The organism is Bacillus sp. L_1B0_5, assembly GCF_000836715.1.
GTDB classification, from domain to species: domain Bacteria; phylum Bacillota; class Bacilli; order Bacillales; family Bacillaceae_G; genus Bacillus_A; species Bacillus_A thuringiensis_S.
This window is the reverse complement of sequence record NZ_JXIS01000063.1, coordinates 43,047-61,716: the sequence shown is the minus strand read 5'-3', so window position 1 is coordinate 61,716 and position 18,670 is coordinate 43,047. Positions and strand designations below refer to the sequence as shown.

The following is an 18,670-nucleotide window of genomic DNA, read 5'->3' as shown; positions in this document are numbered from 1 at the left end:
TGTCTAACTTTCGGGGGTCACTTCATAGTGGCATAAGGCTTTTTCTTATTTCAATTTGAATACCATCGCTTCATACGGACGTAATGTAATGTTATCTATCGATCCGATTTCTACATCGTAATTGTGTATGAATAATTCTGATTCACTATAACTAATATCTTCAGGCATTTCAAATACACTTTCATCCGCAGTAAAGTTTGCAATAACAAGTAGTTTTTCGTCTCCATATGTTCTTACATAAGCAAAAATAGAAGGATTATTCTCTAATATTAAATCATATGATCCATATACAACTATTTCATTATTTTTGCGTAGCTCAATTAATTTCTTATAGTAATAAAAAATTGAACCTTCATCTTGGATTGCTTGTTTCACATTAATCTCTTTATAGTTAGGATTTACAGTAATCCAAGGTTCACCTGTTGTAAATCCAGCGTGATTCTGATCATCCCACTGCATCGGAGTTCTAGCATTATCACGACCCTTTATATAAATAGATTCCATTACTTTTTCTATATCTTCACCATGGTCTATCACTTTTTCTTTATACATATTTAACGTTTCAATATCTCGATATTCATCAATTGATTGGAATCGAACGTTCGTCATTCCGATTTCTTCACCTTGATAAATATATGGCGTTCCCTTCATCATATGAAGAACTGTCGCTAACATTTTTGCAGATTCAATGCGATACATTCCATCGTTACCAAAACGAGATACAACGCGAGGCTGATCATGGTTATTCCAATAAAGGCTATTCCATCCGGTATGCTCTAATGCTTTTTGCCACTTTGTTAAATTCTCTTTTAAAGTAAGAAGTGAGCATGGTTTTACATCCCACTTTCCACCTTCTCCTGAATCTAAATCCATATGTTCAAATTGGAATACCATTTGCAACTCTTTTCGTTCTTCTCCAGTATACAATTTGGCCTCTTCTGTCGTTACACCTGGCATCTCACCAACCGTCATAATATCATAATGCGATAATACTTCCTCATTCATTTCATGCAAATATTTATGAATGTTTGGACCGTTCATAAAATGTTTATGACCTGAAACATAGCCATCTTCATCTGTTTCAACAGTTGGTAAGCCTTCTTCTTTAGAAATAAAATTGATAACATCCATGCGGAATCCATCAATTCCTTTTTCTAACCAAAACTTCATCATCTCATAAACATCTTGTCTTACCTTTTCATTATCCCAGTTTAAATCTGGTTGTTTTTTAGAAAACAGATGTAAATAATATTCATCCGTCATTTCATCATACTTCCATGCAGATCCACTAAAAGCAGCTCCCCAGTTGTTCGGTTCTTTCCCTTCTTTTCCAGGACGCCATATATAGTAATCCCTATATTTATTATCTTTTGATTTACGTGATTCAATAAACCAATTATGTTCATCAGATGTATGATTAACAACTAAATCCATCATCAATTTCATATTACGTTCATGCATTTCATGTAATAGTTCATCCCAATCTTCCATTGTTCCGAACTCGTTCATAATTTTACAATAATCACTTATATCGTAACCATTATCATCATTTGGAGATTCATAGACAGGTGATAACCAAATCACATCAATCCCTAACTCTTTTAAGTAATCTAGCTTTGAAATAATCCCTTGAAGATCTCCTATACCATCACTGTTACTATCCATAAAGCTACGAGGATAAATTTGATATACTACGCTTTCTTTCCACCATTGTTTTTCCATTATGCTACCCCATTTCATTCATAATTCATTTTTCTCTTTTTCCAAGGCGCAAACGTTTTCATTAATGAATGATAACAGATTCTATCTCAATTTAAAATAGCGCTTACAATTTTTATTGTTCTTTTTCTAAGAAAACATGCGAAAATCACTAATAACTCTCCAATATATGAAAACGTTTTATTTTTTTATTTATTTTTTGAATCTATTCGTTTATAATGAACTCAAAGAAAACGTTTGCATAATTATTTCTAGGGGGAAATACCATGGCAGAACTTAAATTAGAAAACATTTATAAGATATATGATAATAACGTAACAGCTGTAACTGATTTTAATTTACACATTCAAGATAAAGAATTTATCGTATTTGTCGGTCCTTCTGGATGCGGAAAATCTACAACATTACGAATGGTAGCTGGACTCGAAGATATTTCAAAAGGCGAGTTTTCAATTGATGGTAAACTAATGAATGATGTTCCTCCAAAAGATCGAGATATCGCAATGGTCTTCCAAAACTACGCTCTTTATCCACATATGAGTGTATATGATAATATGGCATTTGGATTAAAACTTCGAAAAATACCAAAAGATGAGATCGATCGTCGTGTGAAAGATGCAGCAAAAATTTTAGGGCTTGAACAATATTTAGATAGAAAACCGAAAGCATTATCAGGTGGACAACGCCAACGTGTTGCGTTAGGTAGAGCAATCGTTCGAGATGCAAAAGTTTTCTTAATGGACGAGCCATTATCAAACTTAGATGCTAAACTCCGTGTTGCAATGCGCTCAGAAATTTCTAAGCTACATCATCGCCTTGGAACAACAACAATTTATGTAACACATGACCAAACAGAAGCAATGACTATGGCTTCGCGTCTTGTCGTTATGAAGGATGGAAAGATTCAACAAATTGGAACTCCAAAAGAAGTATATGAAACACCAGAAAACATTTTCGTGGGTGGATTTATCGGATCACCAGCGATGAACTTCTTCCGTGGTAAATTGACTGAAACCGATTTCGTTATAGATAATGCCATAAAAATCAAAGTATCTGAAGGAAAAATGAAGATGCTACGTGAACAAGGCTATGTAAATAAGGAAATTGTTTTAGGTATTCGCCCGGAGGACATTCATGATGAACTACTATTTTTAGAAGCTTCACAATCTACTACTTTCACAACAAAAATTGAAGTTGCTGAATTGTTAGGTGCTGAATCTATTTTATATATGAAACTTGGAAATCAAGATTTTGCAGCACGTGTTGATGCAAGACATATATTCTCACCTGGAGACCAAATTAAATTGGCATTTGATTTAAATAAAGCGCATTTCTTTGACAGCCAAACAGAACAACGTATTCGCTAAAAAAATTTCCTTCTATATAACATACAAAAAAACCGTCCACATATATTGAGGGCGGTTTTCATTATTATACTAGGGCTTCTACTGTATGAAATGATTGTCCTTTCGTGCCAATAATACCGAAAATCGGTAAATCACTAAGCACCACTTCTTCTTGCTGTTTCATAAAAGATGACGTTAATTGTTTTATCTCTATCCAAACGTCATTAATACAAAGTACATTGGAATCGTTCTCTTGTTGGCGAGAAAAAATAGAATCTATTTTATATAAACCAGCATTTTGAAAAAGCATATCAATGCGACTGAATGCATTCAAAGTAATGCTAATAACGCGTTGCCAATCTCCTTGCTTTTCCATATCATAGAATACAAAAAGTGCTTCTCCGCCTAGATTCGTAATTTCCTCCACTGTTGCTTGTCCACTTTCTTGATCAATGTCCGTCACAATTACTTTTGCGCCTTGTTTAGCCAACAAAAGAGCTGTATTACGTCCAATACCGATGCCACCGCCAGTTACGATAGCAACTTTTCCTGCAAGCTTCATTTTCATTACCCCTTCTATAAGTCTTACCGTCATTCAGTATACTCCTTTATGAGATTATTCTGCAAGCAAGAAAAATTGCTATTTAATTTGTAAACGTTTACTTTTTATCCTTCTTTTTTCTTACTATTACGCTGATCAAGAACTAGACCGATAAAAATGAGAATGCCCCAAAAAATTATGCTACCTCCTGTCATCTCAACTTCCCCCTTATTATATAAAGTAAAACTTTAATCAGCCCCAAATGGTGAGATAAAGATATTATTTTTAATTATTATACCATTATCTTAATTTTCAATCTATTGTAAATAAAAATGACACATTTTAGCTTTTCCTTACTGTAAACATTCAAAATAGACTTATAAAATCAAAAAGACCTTTTTATATATAAAAAGGTCTTTTTTTATTTTATTATACAAGACTTATTACTTTCGTTTTTGTAATTAAATCCTGAAAACCACAATTATCTTTGCGGAACAACATCATATATACGTTACATATTAATGGAATTCCTAATAGCAATACGTTCGGTAATAACACTACAAAAAATCTTATAATTAATGTTTGCAACGTTAGCTTTTCACTCTTCAATGAAATTAATTTTATTCTCGTTACCTTTTTGCCAAGTGTAACACCGTTCCAAATAAAGGGTAACACAATAAAATATATCGCCATTAATATGAAAACTACTGCGAAATCATATCTAAAATCACCTAAGCTTATATTAAAGCGCTTAAACATAGCACTATAGTTTCCGGTCATAATAGCTACTACTGCACCATACATAACCGAGATTAAAAACATGTCAATTAGGGAAGCACCTATGCGATTCATTACAAGCGCTGGACGATGCATCTTTAACTTCATTTTATGTCGACTCCTTCATATCCTTCTTTACCCGTCTCATCGTACCACTTCTAAAAAACATTGTAAACTAGCGTTTCTCTTACTTTTCTTGTACAATTTGTTACAATAGCATTATAAAGGAGGTTCCCATATTGAAAAAATGGATAATCCTATTCGTCGCCTTCCTATTAACTGGTTGTGCAGGAAACACAAGTCACTTAACTTATACGGTTAACGATGAATACGAACTCATACGTACTTCTGGAAATGCATTTGAACTTTTCCCCTCGCAAGATGCTGTATATGCCACACAATACATCCCTGCAAAAATTACAGACATTGCTTGGGATGATAAATACATTATTGCAAAACAAACTGAGGAAAAATCAGATCCAAATAACCCTGACGCAGCAATTGCAAATAAAAAAAGTGAACATTATTGGATTATTGACGTAAAGCACAATAAACGTTTCGGTCCCTACAATGAAAAGCAATTTAACGAACAAAAAGATGCGTTTAAAATTAAGGTGCCTTTTCAAAATGTAGATTCATACATAAAAGAAATAAAAAAACAGTCAGCATAATATTTGAGTGCTGACTGTTTTTCTTACATTATTTTAAAAACACCTTACTCCGAAAGTGAGATATTAAACGTTTGTGACTCTTTTACAACATCTTGTGTTTCTGAATCTCCTGCAAGTAAATCATCAGTTGTAAACTGAATATCCTTTACCTTGTCTTTTCCATCGTCAAGTATTAAACCAATAATACCATCTCTTGTTTCACCAGGCTTATAGTCTTCTCTTGACACATTTTTTGTACCAACTAACGTATCTTCATCATATAAAAAGTTTTGAGTCGCTACTTTAAAATGTTGCTTACCATTAATCATAACATCATTCATAGAGAAAAATTGCATATTTTTATTCCCGCTATTCTCCACTTTATATGTAATCTCAACATAACGAATTGTATTACTAATCTCTGTTCCACTTAGCGATGCATATAATTCTGCATCTTCTTGGCTTACTTTATCCCCTAATCTACGTTTTACTTCTTCAGGAGTTAGTGCCGTGTATACTTTCAATGTATTTTTTGCTTTTTCACTCATCTGTGATAAAGAGATTACTTTCACATCTTGTACGTGAATTTTCATTGGCGCTACTTCAAATGTTTGATTCACAGAGTGCATCTGCTCTAACTTGAAAGTACCCCATCCTGTTTCTTTCACTTTTTGTCCTACTTTTTTCAGCTCACGCCCACCATATTCTTTCGTTTCAGGAATTGATTCTTTCTTCTTCGGTTCAGCTTTCTTTTCTTCTTGATGGAAGCAACCACTTAACACAAGAAGAAAACTACATAAAACAAAAATACTTTTCCATGCTTTCATCATTTCATTTCTCCTAACGCTATCATTCATGAATATAATATTAGTCCCTTGCTTTGTAAACTATAGAAACAATGAAAAGTCCACAAAATGAACTTGTCAGTCCAGATACTATTATACCTCCAATTTGGAAAATATGAAAATAGGGATCTAGGAACGCATGCACGATAAATATAATAGTTGCCACAACAATTACTGAAATCCAATACTTTCTTTTTTCCGAAGCTAAAATAAGGTCTTTACCCATTTCATTTCTATATTTCCATAAAACGTATACTAATAATAGAAAACCAATACATGTACTTCCATGTTGCATATATTTATAAACAGGGATACCGTACCATTCCCTTTGCAATAATGGTATTTTCATAACAAAATAGCCTGTCTTATGAGTGAATGCATCCCAAACAACATGCGTTAACATACCGAATAATGCTGAATAACAAAATATAAAAAGATCCTTCCATGTATGAATCCTCCACCCCTTATCTACTACATATGTATAATACCCAGCAAATGGTTTAGGTAAATGTGTTATAAAAGGCTTTTTTAAAATGTAATGATATATACATGCTAATAAGAAGACAAGTGGTAAATTTAAATATAAGAACCCAAGCCACGTATGCCCAATAACACCATACGGTCTAAAGTGTAAAAAATATTCAAAGTCAGGCGCCATACTACCTAATATAAGAGCCGTTACTGACATATATTTAGAATGCTTTTTCGCAAAAGGAAGAACTGCTGCTGGATGTGCAAATGTAAACGGCATACTTTAACTCCTTCTCACATTTTCAATAGAATACCATCTATCATAACGAGAGAATAGATCTTCATGCAATATTTATTTTCACATTGGAATATGATAGTTTAAATGATATAATCCACATAAAATATTCAGAAAATAAGGAAGGGATTCAGGTGTCATTAACACTTGTATTTGCTGCCTTTTTAGATTCAAAATCCGTTATGAATTGAGGTTTATATATTGATTGACGTACCCTTTTTACAAAATGTCACATTAAAAAAAGAAAATATCCCTAGTTTTTCCGCATATCCTTACTGCTTACCCGCTATTCGAACATTACAATCACTAGCTTTCCATCCAAATGTAACATTCATTATTGGAGAAAACGGAACAGGTAAATCAACATTACTTGAAGGAATTGCAATTGCGTTAGGTTTTAATGCAGAAGGTGGAACGAAAAATTTCCGCTTTAGCACAAACGATTCACATTCATCTTTACATGAATACCTTCGAATTTCAAAAAGTTTCAATACACCAAACGACGGTTTCTTTCTTCGCGCTGAATCATTTTATAACGTTGCTTCTTATATTGATGAAATAGATGCTGATAGAGAAGCACGTGGGAATCCAGTTATCAACTCCTATGGTGGTATCTCACTACACAAACAATCACACGGTGAATCGTTCTTCTCATTATTTATGAATCGTTTTTCAGGACAAGGTTTATACATTTTAGATGAGCCTGAAGCCGCTCTATCACCAATGAGACAACTTTCCATGCTCATTCGAATGCACGAGCTAGCGGAACAAGGTTCACAATTTGTTATTGCGACGCATTCTCCTATTTTAATGGCTTACCCTGAATCTACTATATACTCTTTAACACAAGAAGGGATTCACGAATCCTCATTAGAAGAAACCGAGCATTATCAAACGACGAAACTTTTCTTTGAAAATCGCGATCGATTATTCCATCATCTATTTGAGTCATAAAAAAAGAAGCAGCAATAGCTGCTTCTTTTTTATAGTGCTTCTATAAATAAGGCAACCCCGATACCGCCACCGACGCATAAAGAGGCAATTCCTTTTTCTAACCCACGTCTTTTTAATTCGTGAATTAAACTTACCGTAATACGAGCCCCTGTACAACCAATTGGATGCCCAAGTCCTACGCCACTACCGTTTACGTTCACTTTTTCACGGTCTAAACCTAACTCTTTCTCTACAGCTAAATATTGGGCCGCGAAAGCTTCATTAATTTCAAGTAAATCTGCATCTTCTAATGACCAATCCACTTTTTCTAAACCTTTACGAATTGCTGGTGCTGGTCCAATACCCATAATTTTCGGGTCTACTCCAGCTACTGAATATCCAACAATTCTAGCTAACGGTTGTAAGCCTTTTTCTTTCGCTTTTTCTTCGCTCATTAATACTAGAACTGCACTTCCATCATTCAGGCCAGATGCATTACCTGCAGTTACAGACCCATCTTTACGGAATGCTGGTTTTAACCCTGCTAATTTTTCCGCTGTAATATCTGCACGTGGATGCTCATCCTTCGAAAATACTACTTCTTTTCTACGTTCTTTTATTGTAATAGGAACAATTTGATTGTCAAAGTGTCCAGACTCGATTGCCTTCAGTGCCAATGTATGACTGCGAAGAGCAACTTCATCTTGTTCCTCTCTTGTAATTTCATATTGTTCAACTAAATTTTCCGCTGTTTCACCCATCATAATATGGTGAATCGGATCTTCTAACACTTCCCACACCGTATCACGAATTTCTCCGTGCTGTAGACGTTGTCCCCAGCGGTGCTGTTTCAATGCATAAGGGCTCGAACTCATCGCTTCTACTCCACCTGCAACAACAACATCACTTACACCTAATTGGATTTGCATTGCAGCTGACATAATTGCTTGCATACCTGAAGAACATTGGCGTTGGATTGTATATCCCGTAACTGTGTCAGGAAATCCTGCCGCTAATGCAGCTGTTCTCGCCGTATTTGCTTCATCAGTTCTTTGAATACAATGACCTAAAATTACTTCATCAACTTCATGTGGTTCTACCCCGCCTCGTTTTACAGCTTCCTGAAGTACAGGAACAGCTAATTCTACTGGCGTTACATTTTTTAGCGCTCCTCCAAAAGTTCCAATTGGCGAACGAACTGCAGCTGTAATAACAACATTATGCATTTTGTACTTGCCCCTCTCTTATGTACCCTAGTAAGTTTTTAGGTGAAATTCCATAAGATGTATATCTACAACTATCATACTATAAACATACTAAAAAATCAAAATATTTCATATAATAAAAATAGAAGGAATTAACCTTCTATTCTGTCAGCGCATATAAAAACTTTTGCAAAATTTTCTCTGTCGTTTCATTCAATTTTGGCAACTTATCTACTGGAAAATATTGAAGTTTCAACCCTTCATGATCGATCTTTAATTCCCCGCTCACATGATGTGCCTGATACAGATGAATGACATTGAAAATTTCATCGCCATTCGGATAACGGAAATATACTTCTTTTCCTGATAGAACACCAAGAAATTGCATTATTTTTGCAGTTAACCCCGTTTCCTCAAATAACTCTCTACGTGCTGTTTCTTCTGTCGTTTCACCCAGTTCCATCGCCCCGCCAGGTACACCCCAATCATATGTATCTGAACGATATTGAAGCAATACTTCTTGTTTATCATTTAATATAATGATTGCTGATCCTACGAGAATAAGTGGCCTTGTACCAACGACTTTGCGTAACTCTTCAATATACCCCATATGTAAATTCCCCTTTCCCTAACCTCCCTTATCATAACAAAATTTCTCTCTTTTTGTTCATGTAATTTTAAAGAAAAAAAGGAAGCTTTCGCCTCCGTTTTTTCATCTTTATTTCTTAAAACTTTCATATTTTACAGCTTCAAAAGCTTCCTCAATTTCATCATTACGATAATGGACATATGTAAAACGACCCAATTCTACTAATCTTGCTATTTCCTGTAACGCTTTATGCTGCTCATATGTTTCTTTCAGCTTAATATGTACATAAAACTTCATTAAAGGATGTTCATATAAAGGTTCTCCCACCTCTACATATACATCTTCAACCCCTTGTACAACTCTTACATAACTCGCAAATTGATAAAGTGCTTCTCTGTCTGAAACGATTTTTAATGTATACATATATTCTCCCCCTTTCCTTTACTATATCAAAAAGACGACCATATCATGTTATAGAACTATGAAATTTTTTTGACTTGTCATCTATATATTCATGTAACAAAAAAGGCGTTTATCCATACATAGCACCTTTTCCCCACATATATTATAGGAAGAACTTTTTTCATTTGAGGTGTTCCTTATGGATCCATACGTCAATATATGTATTTGTATTACTCCCGGCGCCGATATTTCTGATGACCGCATCGCAAAAGATTTAGCTGTTGCAGAATCAATTTGGCACCCCATTACATTTCAAATTCAAGAAGTAATTGTATTAAATGAACTTTTCCGTTTTTTTGACCGTGAAATCAGTTATAAAAATTCCATTCAAAGTCAAGAAAAGTTGGCATCCTTTTTCCAAACATGTGTAAATGAAGCTCCTGAATGCGACCTTTATATTTGTTATATTGGCAGTGATTATTTCAAAGAAACAGCAGTAATTGCCTGCGCTTATTCTTTAGCAAAACAACAGCAACTTACTGGCTATATCGTTTTAACAAATTCGGCTGCCCCTATGAAAAATATATATACGCTCGCTCACGAAATCGGTCATATTTTATTTACAAGACGTATTCATGGAAAACTTACTCATGCAGATCCTCATTCTCCAACCAGCTCGGAGCACCACCCTTCTCCAACAAATCTTATGTATCCGATAGTCCCTCGTCCAGAAAACGTTCATATTCATTCCTTATTAACAACAGAACAAAAAGCGCTCTCTTTACAAAGCTCTTTACTACAAAGAAAAAAACAGTAACCTTCATGTTACTGTTTAAAACAACTTGTTCCAATCAACAAACCAAATCCCGGCTGCTAGAAATAAAAATAGACAACTAAATGTAAATGTAATCCCTCTAAAAATCCCTATATAATATTTCTTTGGAAATAATTTTTTGTATATCCAGAGCAGCCGCTTTTTATTGAATTTCTAGTTCACACTTTTTCTTTCTTCAATTTTTAAAGACCATCTCATTAATCCATATATACTTCCATACATAAGTAAGACCTTTGCAATTCCCCAAAATACATTTCTTTCTTCTAAGTCTTTAAATAAAAACATAATCGAAAGAGGAACAATTAATACAAAAACACCCATCCAACCAAGAACATATACTTCACCAATAAGAAGTAATAAAAAGATAGTTGCTGCTAATATATATGTTTGCATTGTTGACAATTGTAAAATAGGCGTCCCATACCATTTATTCATAAACATCAATAACACCAATAATAAAATAGGAACCATTACTATCACATAAATTATTCCAAATTCCGTCAATTTACTTTTAAAAGAAGACATTCTAAATGCAACAATCGTTCCGATAATCGTAATGATTAAAACGATAGGATAACCGATTAACTGTACATTCGTTAACGTAAATTGTTGATCCGGACTTCCAAATAAAATATTTGTAAGTAACCAATATCCGCCTATCCCAATTATCATTCCTAAGATACTTTTTATACTCCCACCTTTATCCTTCTCCATCTCTTTAGCTAACTCTTCCGCATACTCTTTTGGTGAGTCACCAAATATGTCCCTTACCGTCTTCCCCTTTTTTTCACCTTCTATTAAATGAAGCTCTGCATCTTCTAGAAAAGCATCCACATCTTCTTCTTTAATTCCCTTAGTTATTAAATATACTTTCGTATCAATTAAAAACTTTTCTCCTTCTTTAGAAATCTTCATGATAATCCCCTTTATTTAACCATTTCTCTTCTATTCGTCTTCATCATAATTTCAAGGAAAATCAAAATAAACAAACTTCCGTATAAACATATAATTTGAAATAGCATTGGCATAAGATCTTCCGATGTAAATGTTTTAAACAGTAACATAATAGAAAGTGGAATGATTAAATATAAGTTTTTAAACCATCCTTCAAAATATATATTTATAGCTACTGTGATGATAAAAATCCCACCAGCTAATATATAACTTTGGACTTCGGTGAATGTGAGCATTTTTGTAGGATATATCACATCTAATATCGTAACAGCTCCTAATAAAAACAATGGAGCAATCATAACTAAAGACCACATGGAAAACCATGTTTTTGTAAAGCTTGTGACGAAGGCCATTTTGCGAAGTAGAAAATTAGGACCCATAACAACTAAAATCAATGAAAAACTGTAACCGATACACTGCATAAGTGAAATCTGTAACATTCCATTATTCACTATTAAGATAGAAGCAATAATCCAAAACGATACGATATTCATTACTGTAAAACCAATTTGCTTCCACGTTTCCTGTCTATCTCTTTCCATCACTTTTACAAGTTCATTTGCATATTCTTTCGGTGAGCTTCCGAAAATATCTTCTACACGCTTCCCCTCACTCTCACCTTCTATTAAATGCAATTCTGCATCTTCTAAAAAGTTTTCAATATCACTTTCTTTCACACTCTTTGCCGTCAAAAATAATCTCATATCTAACAAAAACTTTCGAGCTTCACTTGATAACATTATTTTCTCCTTCCCTTCCCTTCAAGTAGACGTTCTACACTACTTTGCATCGCTTCCCAGCGATCCATAAATTCATCAAGTGCTTCCTCGCCTTTTTCTGTTAATGTATAATATTTTCTCTTTGGACCAGATGGCGATTCCTTCATTACGCTTGTTATTAGTCCTTCTTTTTGCATTCGTATTAATAACGGATAAATACTTCCCTCACTCGCCATTGTAAAACCATACTTTGCTAGCTTTTCACTCATTTCATAACCGTATATTTCGCCTTCAGAAATAATAGCAAGTAAGCATCCTTCTAAAATCCCTTTCAACATTTGACTTGTCGACATAATTCAAATCCTCCTACTATCTTGTTTTACAAGATAGATAAGCGTAAGTATCTTGCTTTACAAAATAGTATAGCAAAGACTATTTTGCAAAACAAGATAGCTAACGATATTTTTTCCAAATGTTTGCAGGAATTTCATTATAACCTCTCTAAATAGAGCACTATGAAAACTTTATTATGAAGGGATGTTTTTCATCATGGTTACAAATCGAGTTGTCTTTTTAACAGGTGCTGCGAGTGGTATTGGATATGAAATGGGAAGTGCTTTTGCAAAAGAAGGTGCAAAAGTTGTGATTACTGATCGTCTTGAAGAACGTGCGAAAGAAGCTGCTGAACAATTACAAAATGAAGGTTTTCAAGCTATCGGTTTAAAATGTGACGTTACATCTGAAGAGGAAATTACAGCATCAATTTCTCAAACAGTTAGTCATTTCGGTTCATTAGATATATTAATTAACAACGCAGGAATGCAACACGTTTCACCCATTGAAGACTTTCCAACTGAAAAGTTTGAGCTACTAATTCAAATTATGCAAATTGCTCCGTTTATCGCAATTAAGCATGCCTTTCCGATTATGAAACAACAAAAATATGGTCGTATTATTAATGTCGCTTCTATTAACGGCCTTGTCGGGTTTGCTGGAAAAGCTGCCTACAATAGTGCAAAACATGGCGTAATTGGATTAACAAAAGTTGCCGCTTTAGAAGGTGCTACGCATGGTATTACTGTTAATGCCCTTTGCCCTGGTTATGTCGATACCCCTCTTGTACGTAATCAACTACAAGACTTAGCTACTACACGAAATGTACCACTTGAAAATGTTTTAGAAGATGTTATTTATCCACTCGTCCCACAAAAGCGCTTATTACAAGTACAAGAAATCGCTGATTATGCTATGTTTTTAGCGAGTGAAAAAGCTAAAGGTATAACTGGTCAAGCTGTCGTTATCGATGGTGGCTATACTGCTCAATAAAAAATAAAGTTTGCTCAAGAAGAGCAAACTTTATTTTTTATCGCGAGGATCTTCGTACTTTAGTAATTGCCGCGGGAGCTTCTCAATTGCAACAATTACCCCCTCTAATTTACTTTCAATACGGTGGAGTAAATATAATGTTACAACAATTGGAAACCCTACATTACCTATCATCTTAATCCACTCTTCCATCCTCTTCTCCTCCTTTCATTATATAAGTAAGAGAAAACAATGCATTTAGGCATAAAAAAACAAGCTATTATGTATTAGCCTGTTTTTCAAATAATGATGCAATTTCTCGTTTATAATCCCCGCTTATAATACCTTTCTCAGTAATAATTCCTGTAATTAATTCGTTCGGTGTTACGTCAAATGCAGGGTTATAAACATTCGTTCCGATTGGTGCTACTTGTTTTCCAAAGATTTTCGTAACTTCTGTTTCATCTCTTTCTTCAATAATTATTTCGGCTCCAGTTTCTTTCCTAACATCAAATGTTGACAGTGGCGCAGCAACATAAAATGGGATATCAAAGTGCTTTGCTAAAATAGCTAAATTCATTGTCCCTATTTTATTTGCCGTATCTCCATTTGCGACAATTCGATCCGCCCCTACAATAATTGCATTTATTTCTTTCGTTTGAATAGCATGAGCTGCAGTATTATCTGTAATAAGGGTCACATCAATATTTGCTTGCTTCAATTCCCAGGTCGTTAAGCGACCACCTTGTAAAACTGGTCTCGTTTCACACGCATATGCATGTAAACGCACACCTTTCTCTTTTCCAATATAAAAGGGAGCTAATGCAGTTCCATATCTGGCAGTTGCGATACTTCCAGCGTTACAGATTGTTAAAATATTATCGCCATCTTTAAAACATGTTAACGCATATTCCCCAATATTTCGGCACACCTCTTCATCTTCCTGCTGAATGCGAAGCGCTTCTTCTTCTAATGTTTTTTGTGCTTCTTTTATTGTAGTAATCTCTCGAATAGATTCTCTCATACGATCAATTGCCCAAAATAAATTTACTGCTGTCGGGCGTGACGTTCCTAAATAATTACAATCTCTATTAAACTTCTTTTGAAATTCTTCAATATGTACAGTGTTATATTTTTTTGATGCAAGCGCCAAACCAAATGCAGCTACAATTCCAATTGCAGGCGCTCCTCGTACTTCTAACATTACGATGCTTTTCCAAACCTCTTCAATAGTCGTCAATGTTTTGTATTCTGTGCTATGCGGCAATTTTGTTTGATTTAATACCGCAATTGCATCACCTTTCCAGCTTACAGATCTCGGAACAGTAACCATTGTACTCACGCTTTTACGCCCCCTGAAACTGTCTGTTGAAATAATGTTCGAAACAGTTGAATATCTGCACTTTTAGATTCATATTTTATTAGTTCTTTACCTAAGGATAGCGCTTGCTTCTTAGCTTGAATTCTTGTTTCTTTATTTTCTATTTCATCTAAATCTGCTACATGAGCTAAACCAATTGTTCTACGAATCAGTTCACATCCGGCAAATCCAACTGCATCAGTAAAGATATTTTGCAAAATAATTGGTAACCATTGTTTTTCTTTCGTATATGCTTCTACACCTTCTCCAATCCATAACTTTGTAAAAGTCTCTACAAAATAACTCCACGTCTTTTCTATATGGAAAAATAGTACACTTCTTTTTTCTTCTTCTCTAGATAAAGCATTTAATAATAGATTTGCAATAAATTGACCTATGTCAAATCCAAATGGGCCATATGTCGCAAATTCTGGATCAATCACTTTCGTTTCAGAAGGTGACGAAAAAATACTACCAGTATGTAAATCACCATGAATAAGAGTTTCTTTTCTTGTTAAGAACTTATATTTATATTGTGCTACTTTTAGTTTTAAAGTTTTATCACTCCAAAGTTCATCAACCACGAGCTGTAAATCTGGCTCATAATCATTTGTATCATAATGTCCAAACGGATCTGTAAACACTAAATCCTCTGTAATTTTACAAAGGTCCGGATTTATAAAGGTACCTTCTAGTACCCTCTTCTCTTCTGACTGTAAACCAAAATCTGAAGTATAAAATAAAAAATGTGCTAGAAAACGGCCGATATGCTGGGATAAAAGCGGATATTCTTCTCCGTCTATTAATCCTTTTCTTGTAATTGTTAGTCTTGATAAGTCTTCTATTACCGTTATCGCTAACTCTTCATCATGACTGTACACTACTGGAACATAATCCGGTACATACTGCGCAAAAATTTGCAGTGCCTTGCTTTCAATCGTTGCTCTTTTTATAGACAATGGCCAGCTTTCACCAACTACTTTCGCATAAGGCAGTGCTTGTTTTATTATAATTGATTTCTCTCCATCATCTAATTTGAACACGTAATTTAAGTTTCCGTCTCCAATTTCATGACAAACGACATTTGCCTTCGCTTCAAAATAGCCATGATCTTTCGCATATTGTACAGCTGTTATTTCTGTTAATGAATAATATCCCATCGTCTTCTCCCCCTTTTTAAATTCAGAGGTTTTTCTAACATAGAAAAACCTCTTTCCACTAAGAAAGAGGTTTGAAGTTTATCTTCTCCCCTCTTATCTGCCAGAAAGTTTTACTTTCTGCTGGAATTAGCACCGTGCCTTTTGGCGTAATAAACGCCCCATTTCACAATGGTATTACGGTCGGTTGCTGGGCTTCATCGGGCCAAATCCCTCCACCTGCTCTTGATAAGAGTTGTATAATTTTTTGAATTTTTAACTTTATGTTGAAGACTATACCAAGAATAAAAATCACTTGTCAACATTTTATTTGTATAATTCTGGACGGCGATCCGCAAAAACTGGAATTCCTTTACGTACTTCTTTAATTTTCTCGAATTCAAGCTCTCCAAATAAAATTGATTCCTCTTCATTCGCCTCTACTACAACTTCACCCCAAGGGTCCACAATTAAAGAATGACCCGCAAATACATTATTTGGATCCTTTCCTGCTCTATTACACGCAACAACATAACACTGATTTTCAACCGCTCTTGCTTGCAATAGCAAACGCCAATGTGCTAAACGAACTAATGGCCATTCTGCTACAACAAATAATACTTTTGCCCCTTTAGCAGTATGGACACGCATCCACTCTGGAAAACGAATATCATAACAAATTGTTCCAGCACATTCAACATCATCTAGCTTAAATTCGCCCGTACTATTACCAGCTATTAAATATTTATGTTCATCCATAAGCTGAAATAAATGTACTTTACTATATTCGTTGACTAGCTGTCCTTCATTATTTACAACATACATCGTATTTGTAACGCCTTGCTCCGTTTGCTTTGCTATGGACCCACCAACAATATGTACATCATATTGCTTCGCCCATTCTATTAACTTTTCTTTTGTTTCCACTCCATCCCTATCTGCAATTTCAGAAAGTCTCGTTAAATCATATCCTGTTGTCCATAGTTCTGGTAAGACGATAACATCTGGCCTTTCCTTCATAGCTTCGCTTATTTTATTTTTAGCATTCTCAATATTTTTTTCTACATCTCCAAAAACAATATCCATTTGAATACATGCGACTTTCATTTTTTCAGCCCCATTCTTATTTTTCTCTTTACAAAATACTGGAAAGATTATATCATTTGTCACTAGAATTGTAACAACTTTCAAAAGAGGTGGAAAGTATGAAATTATTTCAACCTTCTGAGATAGTAACATCATTGCCAACACAATTTTTCGCTTCACTTGTTGCAAAAGTTAACAAAGTCGTTGCAGCTGGTCACGATGTTATTAATCTAGGTCAAGGTAATCCAGATCAACCAACACCGCAGCATATCGTAAAAGCTTTACAAGATGCTGCCGAAAAGACCATTCATCATAAATATCCGCCATTTCGCGGACATGAAAGCTTAAAGGAAGCCGTAGCTACATTCTATAAACGTGAATACGGCGTCGAATTAAACCCAAAAACTGAAGTTGCTATTTTGTTTGGCGGAAAGGCTGGACTAGTAGAATTACCGATTTGTTTTACAAATCCTGGTGATACGATTCTCGTTCCGGATCCAGGCTATCCAGATTATTTATCCGGGGTTGCCTTAGCAAAGGCACACTTTGAAACCATGCCACTTATTGCAGAAAATCATTTTTTACCGGATTATAAACAAATTGATGACTCTATCGCTGAGCAAGCAAAGTTAATGTTTTTAAACTATCCAAATAACCCTACCGGTGCTACTGCATCAAAAGATTTTTTTGATAAAACCATTCACTTTGCTAATAAACATAATATATTAGTTGTTCACGATTTCGCTTACGGCGCTATCGGATTTGATGGTCAAAAACCTGTTAGTTTCTTGCAAGCAGATGGTGCCAAAGATACAGGAATTGAAATTTACACTCTATCGAAAACTTTCAATATGGCTGGCTGGCGTATTGCTTTTGCAGTAGGGAATGAAAGTGTCATTGAAACCATTAACCTATTGCAAGATCATATGTATGTTAGTATTTTTGGTGCAGTTCAAGATGCTGCCCGCGAAGCACTATTAAGTTCACAGTCTTGCGTAATAGACCTTGTAAATAGTTACGAATCTCGAAGAAATGTCCTTATAGAAGCTTGTCATTCCATTGGTTGGAATGTTGATATTCCAAAAGGATCATTCTTTGCATGGCTTCCTGTACCAGAGGGCTATACATCTGAGGAATTTTCTAATATTTTATTAGAAAAAGCACACGTTGCAGTTGCTCCAGGTGTTGGCTTCGGTGAGCACGGCGAAGGTTATGTTCGCGTTGGGCTCCTGCATACAGAGGAGCGATTGCGGGAAGCAATTAATCGAATTGAGAAATTAAAAATTTTCAAAAAGCCATTGACAACATGAAAAATATCTGACAAAATTCAGTTATCTTAAAAATTTAAACATTTCTAAATACTTCTTATCAAGAGCAGGTGGAGGGACGAGCCCGACGAAGCCCGGCAACCGATCTACAATTGTAGACACGGTGCTAATTCTCGCAGCATTATGCTGACAGATAAGGAGCTGGTTGTAAAAAAACCTCTCCTTAGCTGAGAG

The 18,670-nt window shown here is 34.8% G+C and carries 22 protein-coding genes, 1 pseudogene and 2 riboswitches; of the genes and pseudogenes, 6 read left to right on the top strand and 17 right to left on the bottom strand.

All coding sequences use genetic code 11. The annotated features are described in order from the left end of the window. Positions 1 to 45: 45 nt before the first annotated feature. Positions 46 to 1,722 carry an oligo-1,6-glucosidase gene (gene malL / locus RT27_RS20730; protein ID WP_029443163.1) on the bottom strand — a complete coding sequence of 559 codons (1,677 nt, stop codon included), beginning with the start codon at positions 1,720 to 1,722 and terminating at the stop codon, positions 46 to 48. 263 nt (positions 1,723 to 1,985) lie between these two features. Here malL and ugpC point away from each other — a divergent pair, with 263 nt between their 5' ends. Continuing rightward, on the top strand, positions 1,986 to 3,086 hold the full coding sequence (gene ugpC, locus RT27_RS20725; protein ID WP_016080422.1) for a sn-glycerol-3-phosphate ABC transporter ATP-binding protein UgpC: 1,101 nt from the start codon (positions 1,986 to 1,988) through the stop codon (positions 3,084 to 3,086). 64 nt (positions 3,087 to 3,150) lie between these two features. Here the strand turns inward: ugpC and RT27_RS20720 are convergent, their stop codons facing one another. The 3 genes from RT27_RS20720 to RT27_RS20710 all read right to left on the bottom strand — a co-directional run bounded on the left by RT27_RS20720 (position 3,151) and on the right by RT27_RS20710 (position 4,491). After that, complete coding sequence (locus tag RT27_RS20720; protein WP_000218413.1) at positions 3,151 to 3,660, bottom strand: SDR family NAD(P)-dependent oxidoreductase; 510 nt, start codon at positions 3,658 to 3,660, stop codon at positions 3,151 to 3,153. A gap of 71 nt (positions 3,661 to 3,731) precedes the next feature. Beyond that, positions 3,732 to 3,821 carry a hypothetical protein gene (locus RT27_RS20715; RefSeq protein WP_016080421.1) on the bottom strand — a complete coding sequence of 30 codons (90 nt, stop codon included), beginning with the start codon at positions 3,819 to 3,821 and terminating at the stop codon, positions 3,732 to 3,734. A gap of 214 nt (positions 3,822 to 4,035) precedes the next feature. After that, positions 4,036 to 4,491, bottom strand: coding sequence for an RDD family protein (locus RT27_RS20710; RefSeq protein WP_000769081.1), 456 nt, complete (start codon positions 4,489 to 4,491; stop codon positions 4,036 to 4,038). Positions 4,492 to 4,622: 131 nt separating this feature from the next. Between RT27_RS20710 and RT27_RS20705 the strand changes: the two genes are divergently transcribed. Continuing rightward, positions 4,623 to 5,054, top strand: a complete 432-nt coding sequence (locus RT27_RS20705; protein WP_000758789.1) for a DUF3997 domain-containing protein — start codon at positions 4,623 to 4,625, stop codon at positions 5,052 to 5,054. Between the two features lie 44 nt (positions 5,055 to 5,098). Here RT27_RS20705 and RT27_RS20700 read toward each other — a convergent pair whose 3' ends face one another. Both RT27_RS20700 and RT27_RS20695 read right to left on the bottom strand, forming a co-directional pair. Further along, positions 5,099 to 5,863 (bottom strand): hypothetical protein, encoded by a 765-nt coding sequence (locus RT27_RS20700; RefSeq protein ID WP_029443164.1) that lies wholly within the window; start codon positions 5,861 to 5,863, stop codon positions 5,099 to 5,101. 37 nt (positions 5,864 to 5,900) lie between these two features. Then, on the bottom strand, positions 5,901 to 6,629 hold the full coding sequence (locus RT27_RS20695) for a DUF4184 family protein (RefSeq protein WP_016080420.1): 729 nt from the start codon (positions 6,627 to 6,629) through the stop codon (positions 5,901 to 5,903). 216 nt (positions 6,630 to 6,845) lie between these two features. Here RT27_RS20695 and RT27_RS20690 point away from each other — a divergent pair, with 216 nt between their 5' ends. After that, the gene (locus tag RT27_RS20690; protein ID WP_029443166.1) at positions 6,846 to 7,598 is read left to right on the top strand and encodes an AAA family ATPase; all 753 of its coding nucleotides are present in this window, start codon (positions 6,846 to 6,848) and stop codon (positions 7,596 to 7,598) included. A gap of 29 nt (positions 7,599 to 7,627) precedes the next feature. Here RT27_RS20690 and RT27_RS20685 read toward each other — a convergent pair whose 3' ends face one another. The 3 genes from RT27_RS20685 to RT27_RS20675 all read right to left on the bottom strand — a co-directional run bounded on the left by RT27_RS20685 (position 7,628) and on the right by RT27_RS20675 (position 9,794). Next, entirely contained in the window at positions 7,628 to 8,803 is a 1,176-nt protein-coding gene (locus RT27_RS20685) for an acetyl-CoA C-acetyltransferase (RefSeq protein ID WP_029443167.1), read from the bottom strand. Between the two features lie 139 nt (positions 8,804 to 8,942). Then, complete coding sequence (locus tag RT27_RS20680; protein WP_029443168.1) at positions 8,943 to 9,392, bottom strand: NUDIX hydrolase; 450 nt, start codon at positions 9,390 to 9,392, stop codon at positions 8,943 to 8,945. 108 nt (positions 9,393 to 9,500) lie between these two features. After that, on the bottom strand, positions 9,501 to 9,794 hold the full coding sequence (locus RT27_RS20675) for a DUF3928 family protein (protein WP_000288330.1): 294 nt from the start codon (positions 9,792 to 9,794) through the stop codon (positions 9,501 to 9,503). A 178-nt stretch (positions 9,795 to 9,972) separates the two neighbouring features. On the opposite strand from RT27_RS20675, the gene RT27_RS20670 reads away from it, so the two are divergent. Further along, entirely contained in the window at positions 9,973 to 10,590 is a 618-nt protein-coding gene (locus RT27_RS20670; protein WP_029443169.1) for a hypothetical protein, read from the top strand. Between the two features lie 15 nt (positions 10,591 to 10,605). Here RT27_RS20670 and RT27_RS33830 read toward each other — a convergent pair. The 4 genes and pseudogenes from RT27_RS33830 to RT27_RS20655 form a co-directional block, all read right to left on the bottom strand. Then, positions 10,606 to 10,749, bottom strand: a pseudogene (locus tag RT27_RS33830) (DNA-binding protein); the annotation flags it as partial. 12 nt (positions 10,750 to 10,761) lie between these two features. Further along, entirely contained in the window at positions 10,762 to 11,523 is a 762-nt protein-coding gene (locus RT27_RS20665) for a DUF1129 domain-containing protein (RefSeq protein ID WP_029443170.1), read from the bottom strand. Between the two features lie 11 nt (positions 11,524 to 11,534). Beyond that, positions 11,535 to 12,302 (bottom strand): DUF1129 domain-containing protein, encoded by a 768-nt coding sequence (locus RT27_RS20660; RefSeq protein WP_029443171.1) that lies wholly within the window; start codon positions 12,300 to 12,302, stop codon positions 11,535 to 11,537. Beyond that, positions 12,302 to 12,634, bottom strand: a complete 333-nt coding sequence (locus RT27_RS20655; RefSeq protein WP_000107977.1) for a PadR family transcriptional regulator — start codon at positions 12,632 to 12,634, stop codon at positions 12,302 to 12,304. Before RT27_RS20655 ends, RT27_RS20660 begins: the two co-directional genes overlap by 1 nt. Positions 12,635 to 12,830: 196 nt before the next feature. Between RT27_RS20655 and RT27_RS20650 the strand changes: the two genes are divergently transcribed. Continuing rightward, positions 12,831 to 13,607: a 3-hydroxybutyrate dehydrogenase gene (locus RT27_RS20650; RefSeq protein WP_016080416.1), complete on the top strand. Its 777-nt coding sequence runs from the start codon at positions 12,831 to 12,833 to the stop codon at positions 13,605 to 13,607. A 30-nt stretch (positions 13,608 to 13,637) separates the two neighbouring features. Here the strand turns inward: RT27_RS20650 and RT27_RS20645 are convergent, their stop codons facing one another. From RT27_RS20645 to RT27_RS20630, 4 genes are all read right to left on the bottom strand, one after another. Continuing rightward, positions 13,638 to 13,799, bottom strand: a complete 162-nt coding sequence (locus tag RT27_RS20645) for a YvrJ family protein (protein ID WP_000393336.1) — start codon at positions 13,797 to 13,799, stop codon at positions 13,638 to 13,640. Between the two features lie 67 nt (positions 13,800 to 13,866). After that, positions 13,867 to 14,928, bottom strand: a complete 1,062-nt coding sequence (gene mtnA / locus RT27_RS20640; RefSeq protein WP_029443173.1) for an S-methyl-5-thioribose-1-phosphate isomerase — start codon at positions 14,926 to 14,928, stop codon at positions 13,867 to 13,869. Next, positions 14,925 to 16,106: an S-methyl-5-thioribose kinase gene (gene mtnK, locus RT27_RS20635; protein ID WP_043937270.1), complete on the bottom strand. Its 1,182-nt coding sequence runs from the start codon at positions 16,104 to 16,106 to the stop codon at positions 14,925 to 14,927. The genes mtnA and mtnK overlap by 4 nt, the downstream gene beginning before the upstream one ends. A 90-nt stretch (positions 16,107 to 16,196) precedes the next feature. Next, a riboswitch (SAM riboswitch) is annotated at positions 16,197 to 16,338 on the bottom strand. A gap of 71 nt (positions 16,339 to 16,409) precedes the next feature. Continuing rightward, complete coding sequence (locus RT27_RS20630) at positions 16,410 to 17,273, bottom strand: carbon-nitrogen family hydrolase (protein ID WP_016080413.1); 864 nt, start codon at positions 17,271 to 17,273, stop codon at positions 16,410 to 16,412. 14 nt (positions 17,274 to 17,287) lie between these two features. Here RT27_RS20630 and RT27_RS20625 point away from each other — a divergent pair, with 14 nt between their 5' ends. After that, positions 17,288 to 18,478, top strand: a complete 1,191-nt coding sequence (locus tag RT27_RS20625; protein ID WP_043937268.1) for a pyridoxal phosphate-dependent aminotransferase — start codon at positions 17,288 to 17,290, stop codon at positions 18,476 to 18,478. 52 nt (positions 18,479 to 18,530) lie between these two features. Beyond that, positions 18,531 to 18,636, top strand: a riboswitch (SAM riboswitch). The last annotated feature ends 34 nt before the right edge of the window (positions 18,637 to 18,670 follow it).

What these genes read in the sequence shown, in the direction of transcription:
- RT27_RS20665 (WP_029443170.1), bottom strand. Translation starts at nt 11,523, where the DNA reads ATGAAGATTTCTAAAGAAGGAGAAAAGTTTTTAATTGATACGAAAGTA.
- RT27_RS20660 (WP_029443171.1), bottom strand. Translation starts at nt 12,302, where the DNA reads ATGTTATCAAGTGAAGCTCGAAAGTTTTTGTTAGATATGAGATTATTT.
- RT27_RS20675 (WP_000288330.1), bottom strand. Translation starts at nt 9,794, where the DNA reads ATGTATACATTAAAAATCGTTTCAGACAGAGAAGCACTTTATCAATTT.
- mtnK (WP_043937270.1), bottom strand. Translation starts at nt 16,106, where the DNA reads ATGGGATATTATTCATTAACAGAAATAACAGCTGTACAATATGCGAAA.
- RT27_RS20720 (WP_000218413.1), bottom strand. Translation starts at nt 3,660, where the DNA reads ATGACGGTAAGACTTATAGAAGGGGTAATGAAAATGAAGCTTGCAGGA.
- RT27_RS20625 (WP_043937268.1), top strand. Translation starts at nt 17,288, where the DNA reads ATGAAATTATTTCAACCTTCTGAGATAGTAACATCATTGCCAACACAA.
- RT27_RS20685 (WP_029443167.1), bottom strand. Translation starts at nt 8,803, where the DNA reads ATGCATAATGTTGTTATTACAGCTGCAGTTCGTTCGCCAATTGGAACT.
- RT27_RS20670 (WP_029443169.1), top strand. Translation starts at nt 9,973, where the DNA reads ATGGATCCATACGTCAATATATGTATTTGTATTACTCCCGGCGCCGAT.
- RT27_RS20680 (WP_029443168.1), bottom strand. Translation starts at nt 9,392, where the DNA reads ATGGGGTATATTGAAGAGTTACGCAAAGTCGTTGGTACAAGGCCACTT.
- RT27_RS20695 (WP_016080420.1), bottom strand. Translation starts at nt 6,629, where the DNA reads ATGCCGTTTACATTTGCACATCCAGCAGCAGTTCTTCCTTTTGCGAAA.
- ugpC (WP_016080422.1), top strand. Translation starts at nt 1,986, where the DNA reads ATGGCAGAACTTAAATTAGAAAACATTTATAAGATATATGATAATAAC.
- RT27_RS20710 (WP_000769081.1), bottom strand. Translation starts at nt 4,491, where the DNA reads ATGAAGTTAAAGATGCATCGTCCAGCGCTTGTAATGAATCGCATAGGT.
- RT27_RS20700 (WP_029443164.1), bottom strand. Translation starts at nt 5,863, where the DNA reads ATGATGAAAGCATGGAAAAGTATTTTTGTTTTATGTAGTTTTCTTCTT.
- malL (WP_029443163.1), bottom strand. Translation starts at nt 1,722, where the DNA reads ATGGAAAAACAATGGTGGAAAGAAAGCGTAGTATATCAAATTTATCCT.
- RT27_RS20650 (WP_016080416.1), top strand. Translation starts at nt 12,831, where the DNA reads ATGGTTACAAATCGAGTTGTCTTTTTAACAGGTGCTGCGAGTGGTATT.
- RT27_RS20655 (WP_000107977.1), bottom strand. Translation starts at nt 12,634, where the DNA reads ATGTCGACAAGTCAAATGTTGAAAGGGATTTTAGAAGGATGCTTACTT.
- RT27_RS20715 (WP_016080421.1), bottom strand. Translation starts at nt 3,821, where the DNA reads ATGACAGGAGGTAGCATAATTTTTTGGGGCATTCTCATTTTTATCGGT.
- RT27_RS20645 (WP_000393336.1), bottom strand. Translation starts at nt 13,799, where the DNA reads ATGGAAGAGTGGATTAAGATGATAGGTAATGTAGGGTTTCCAATTGTT.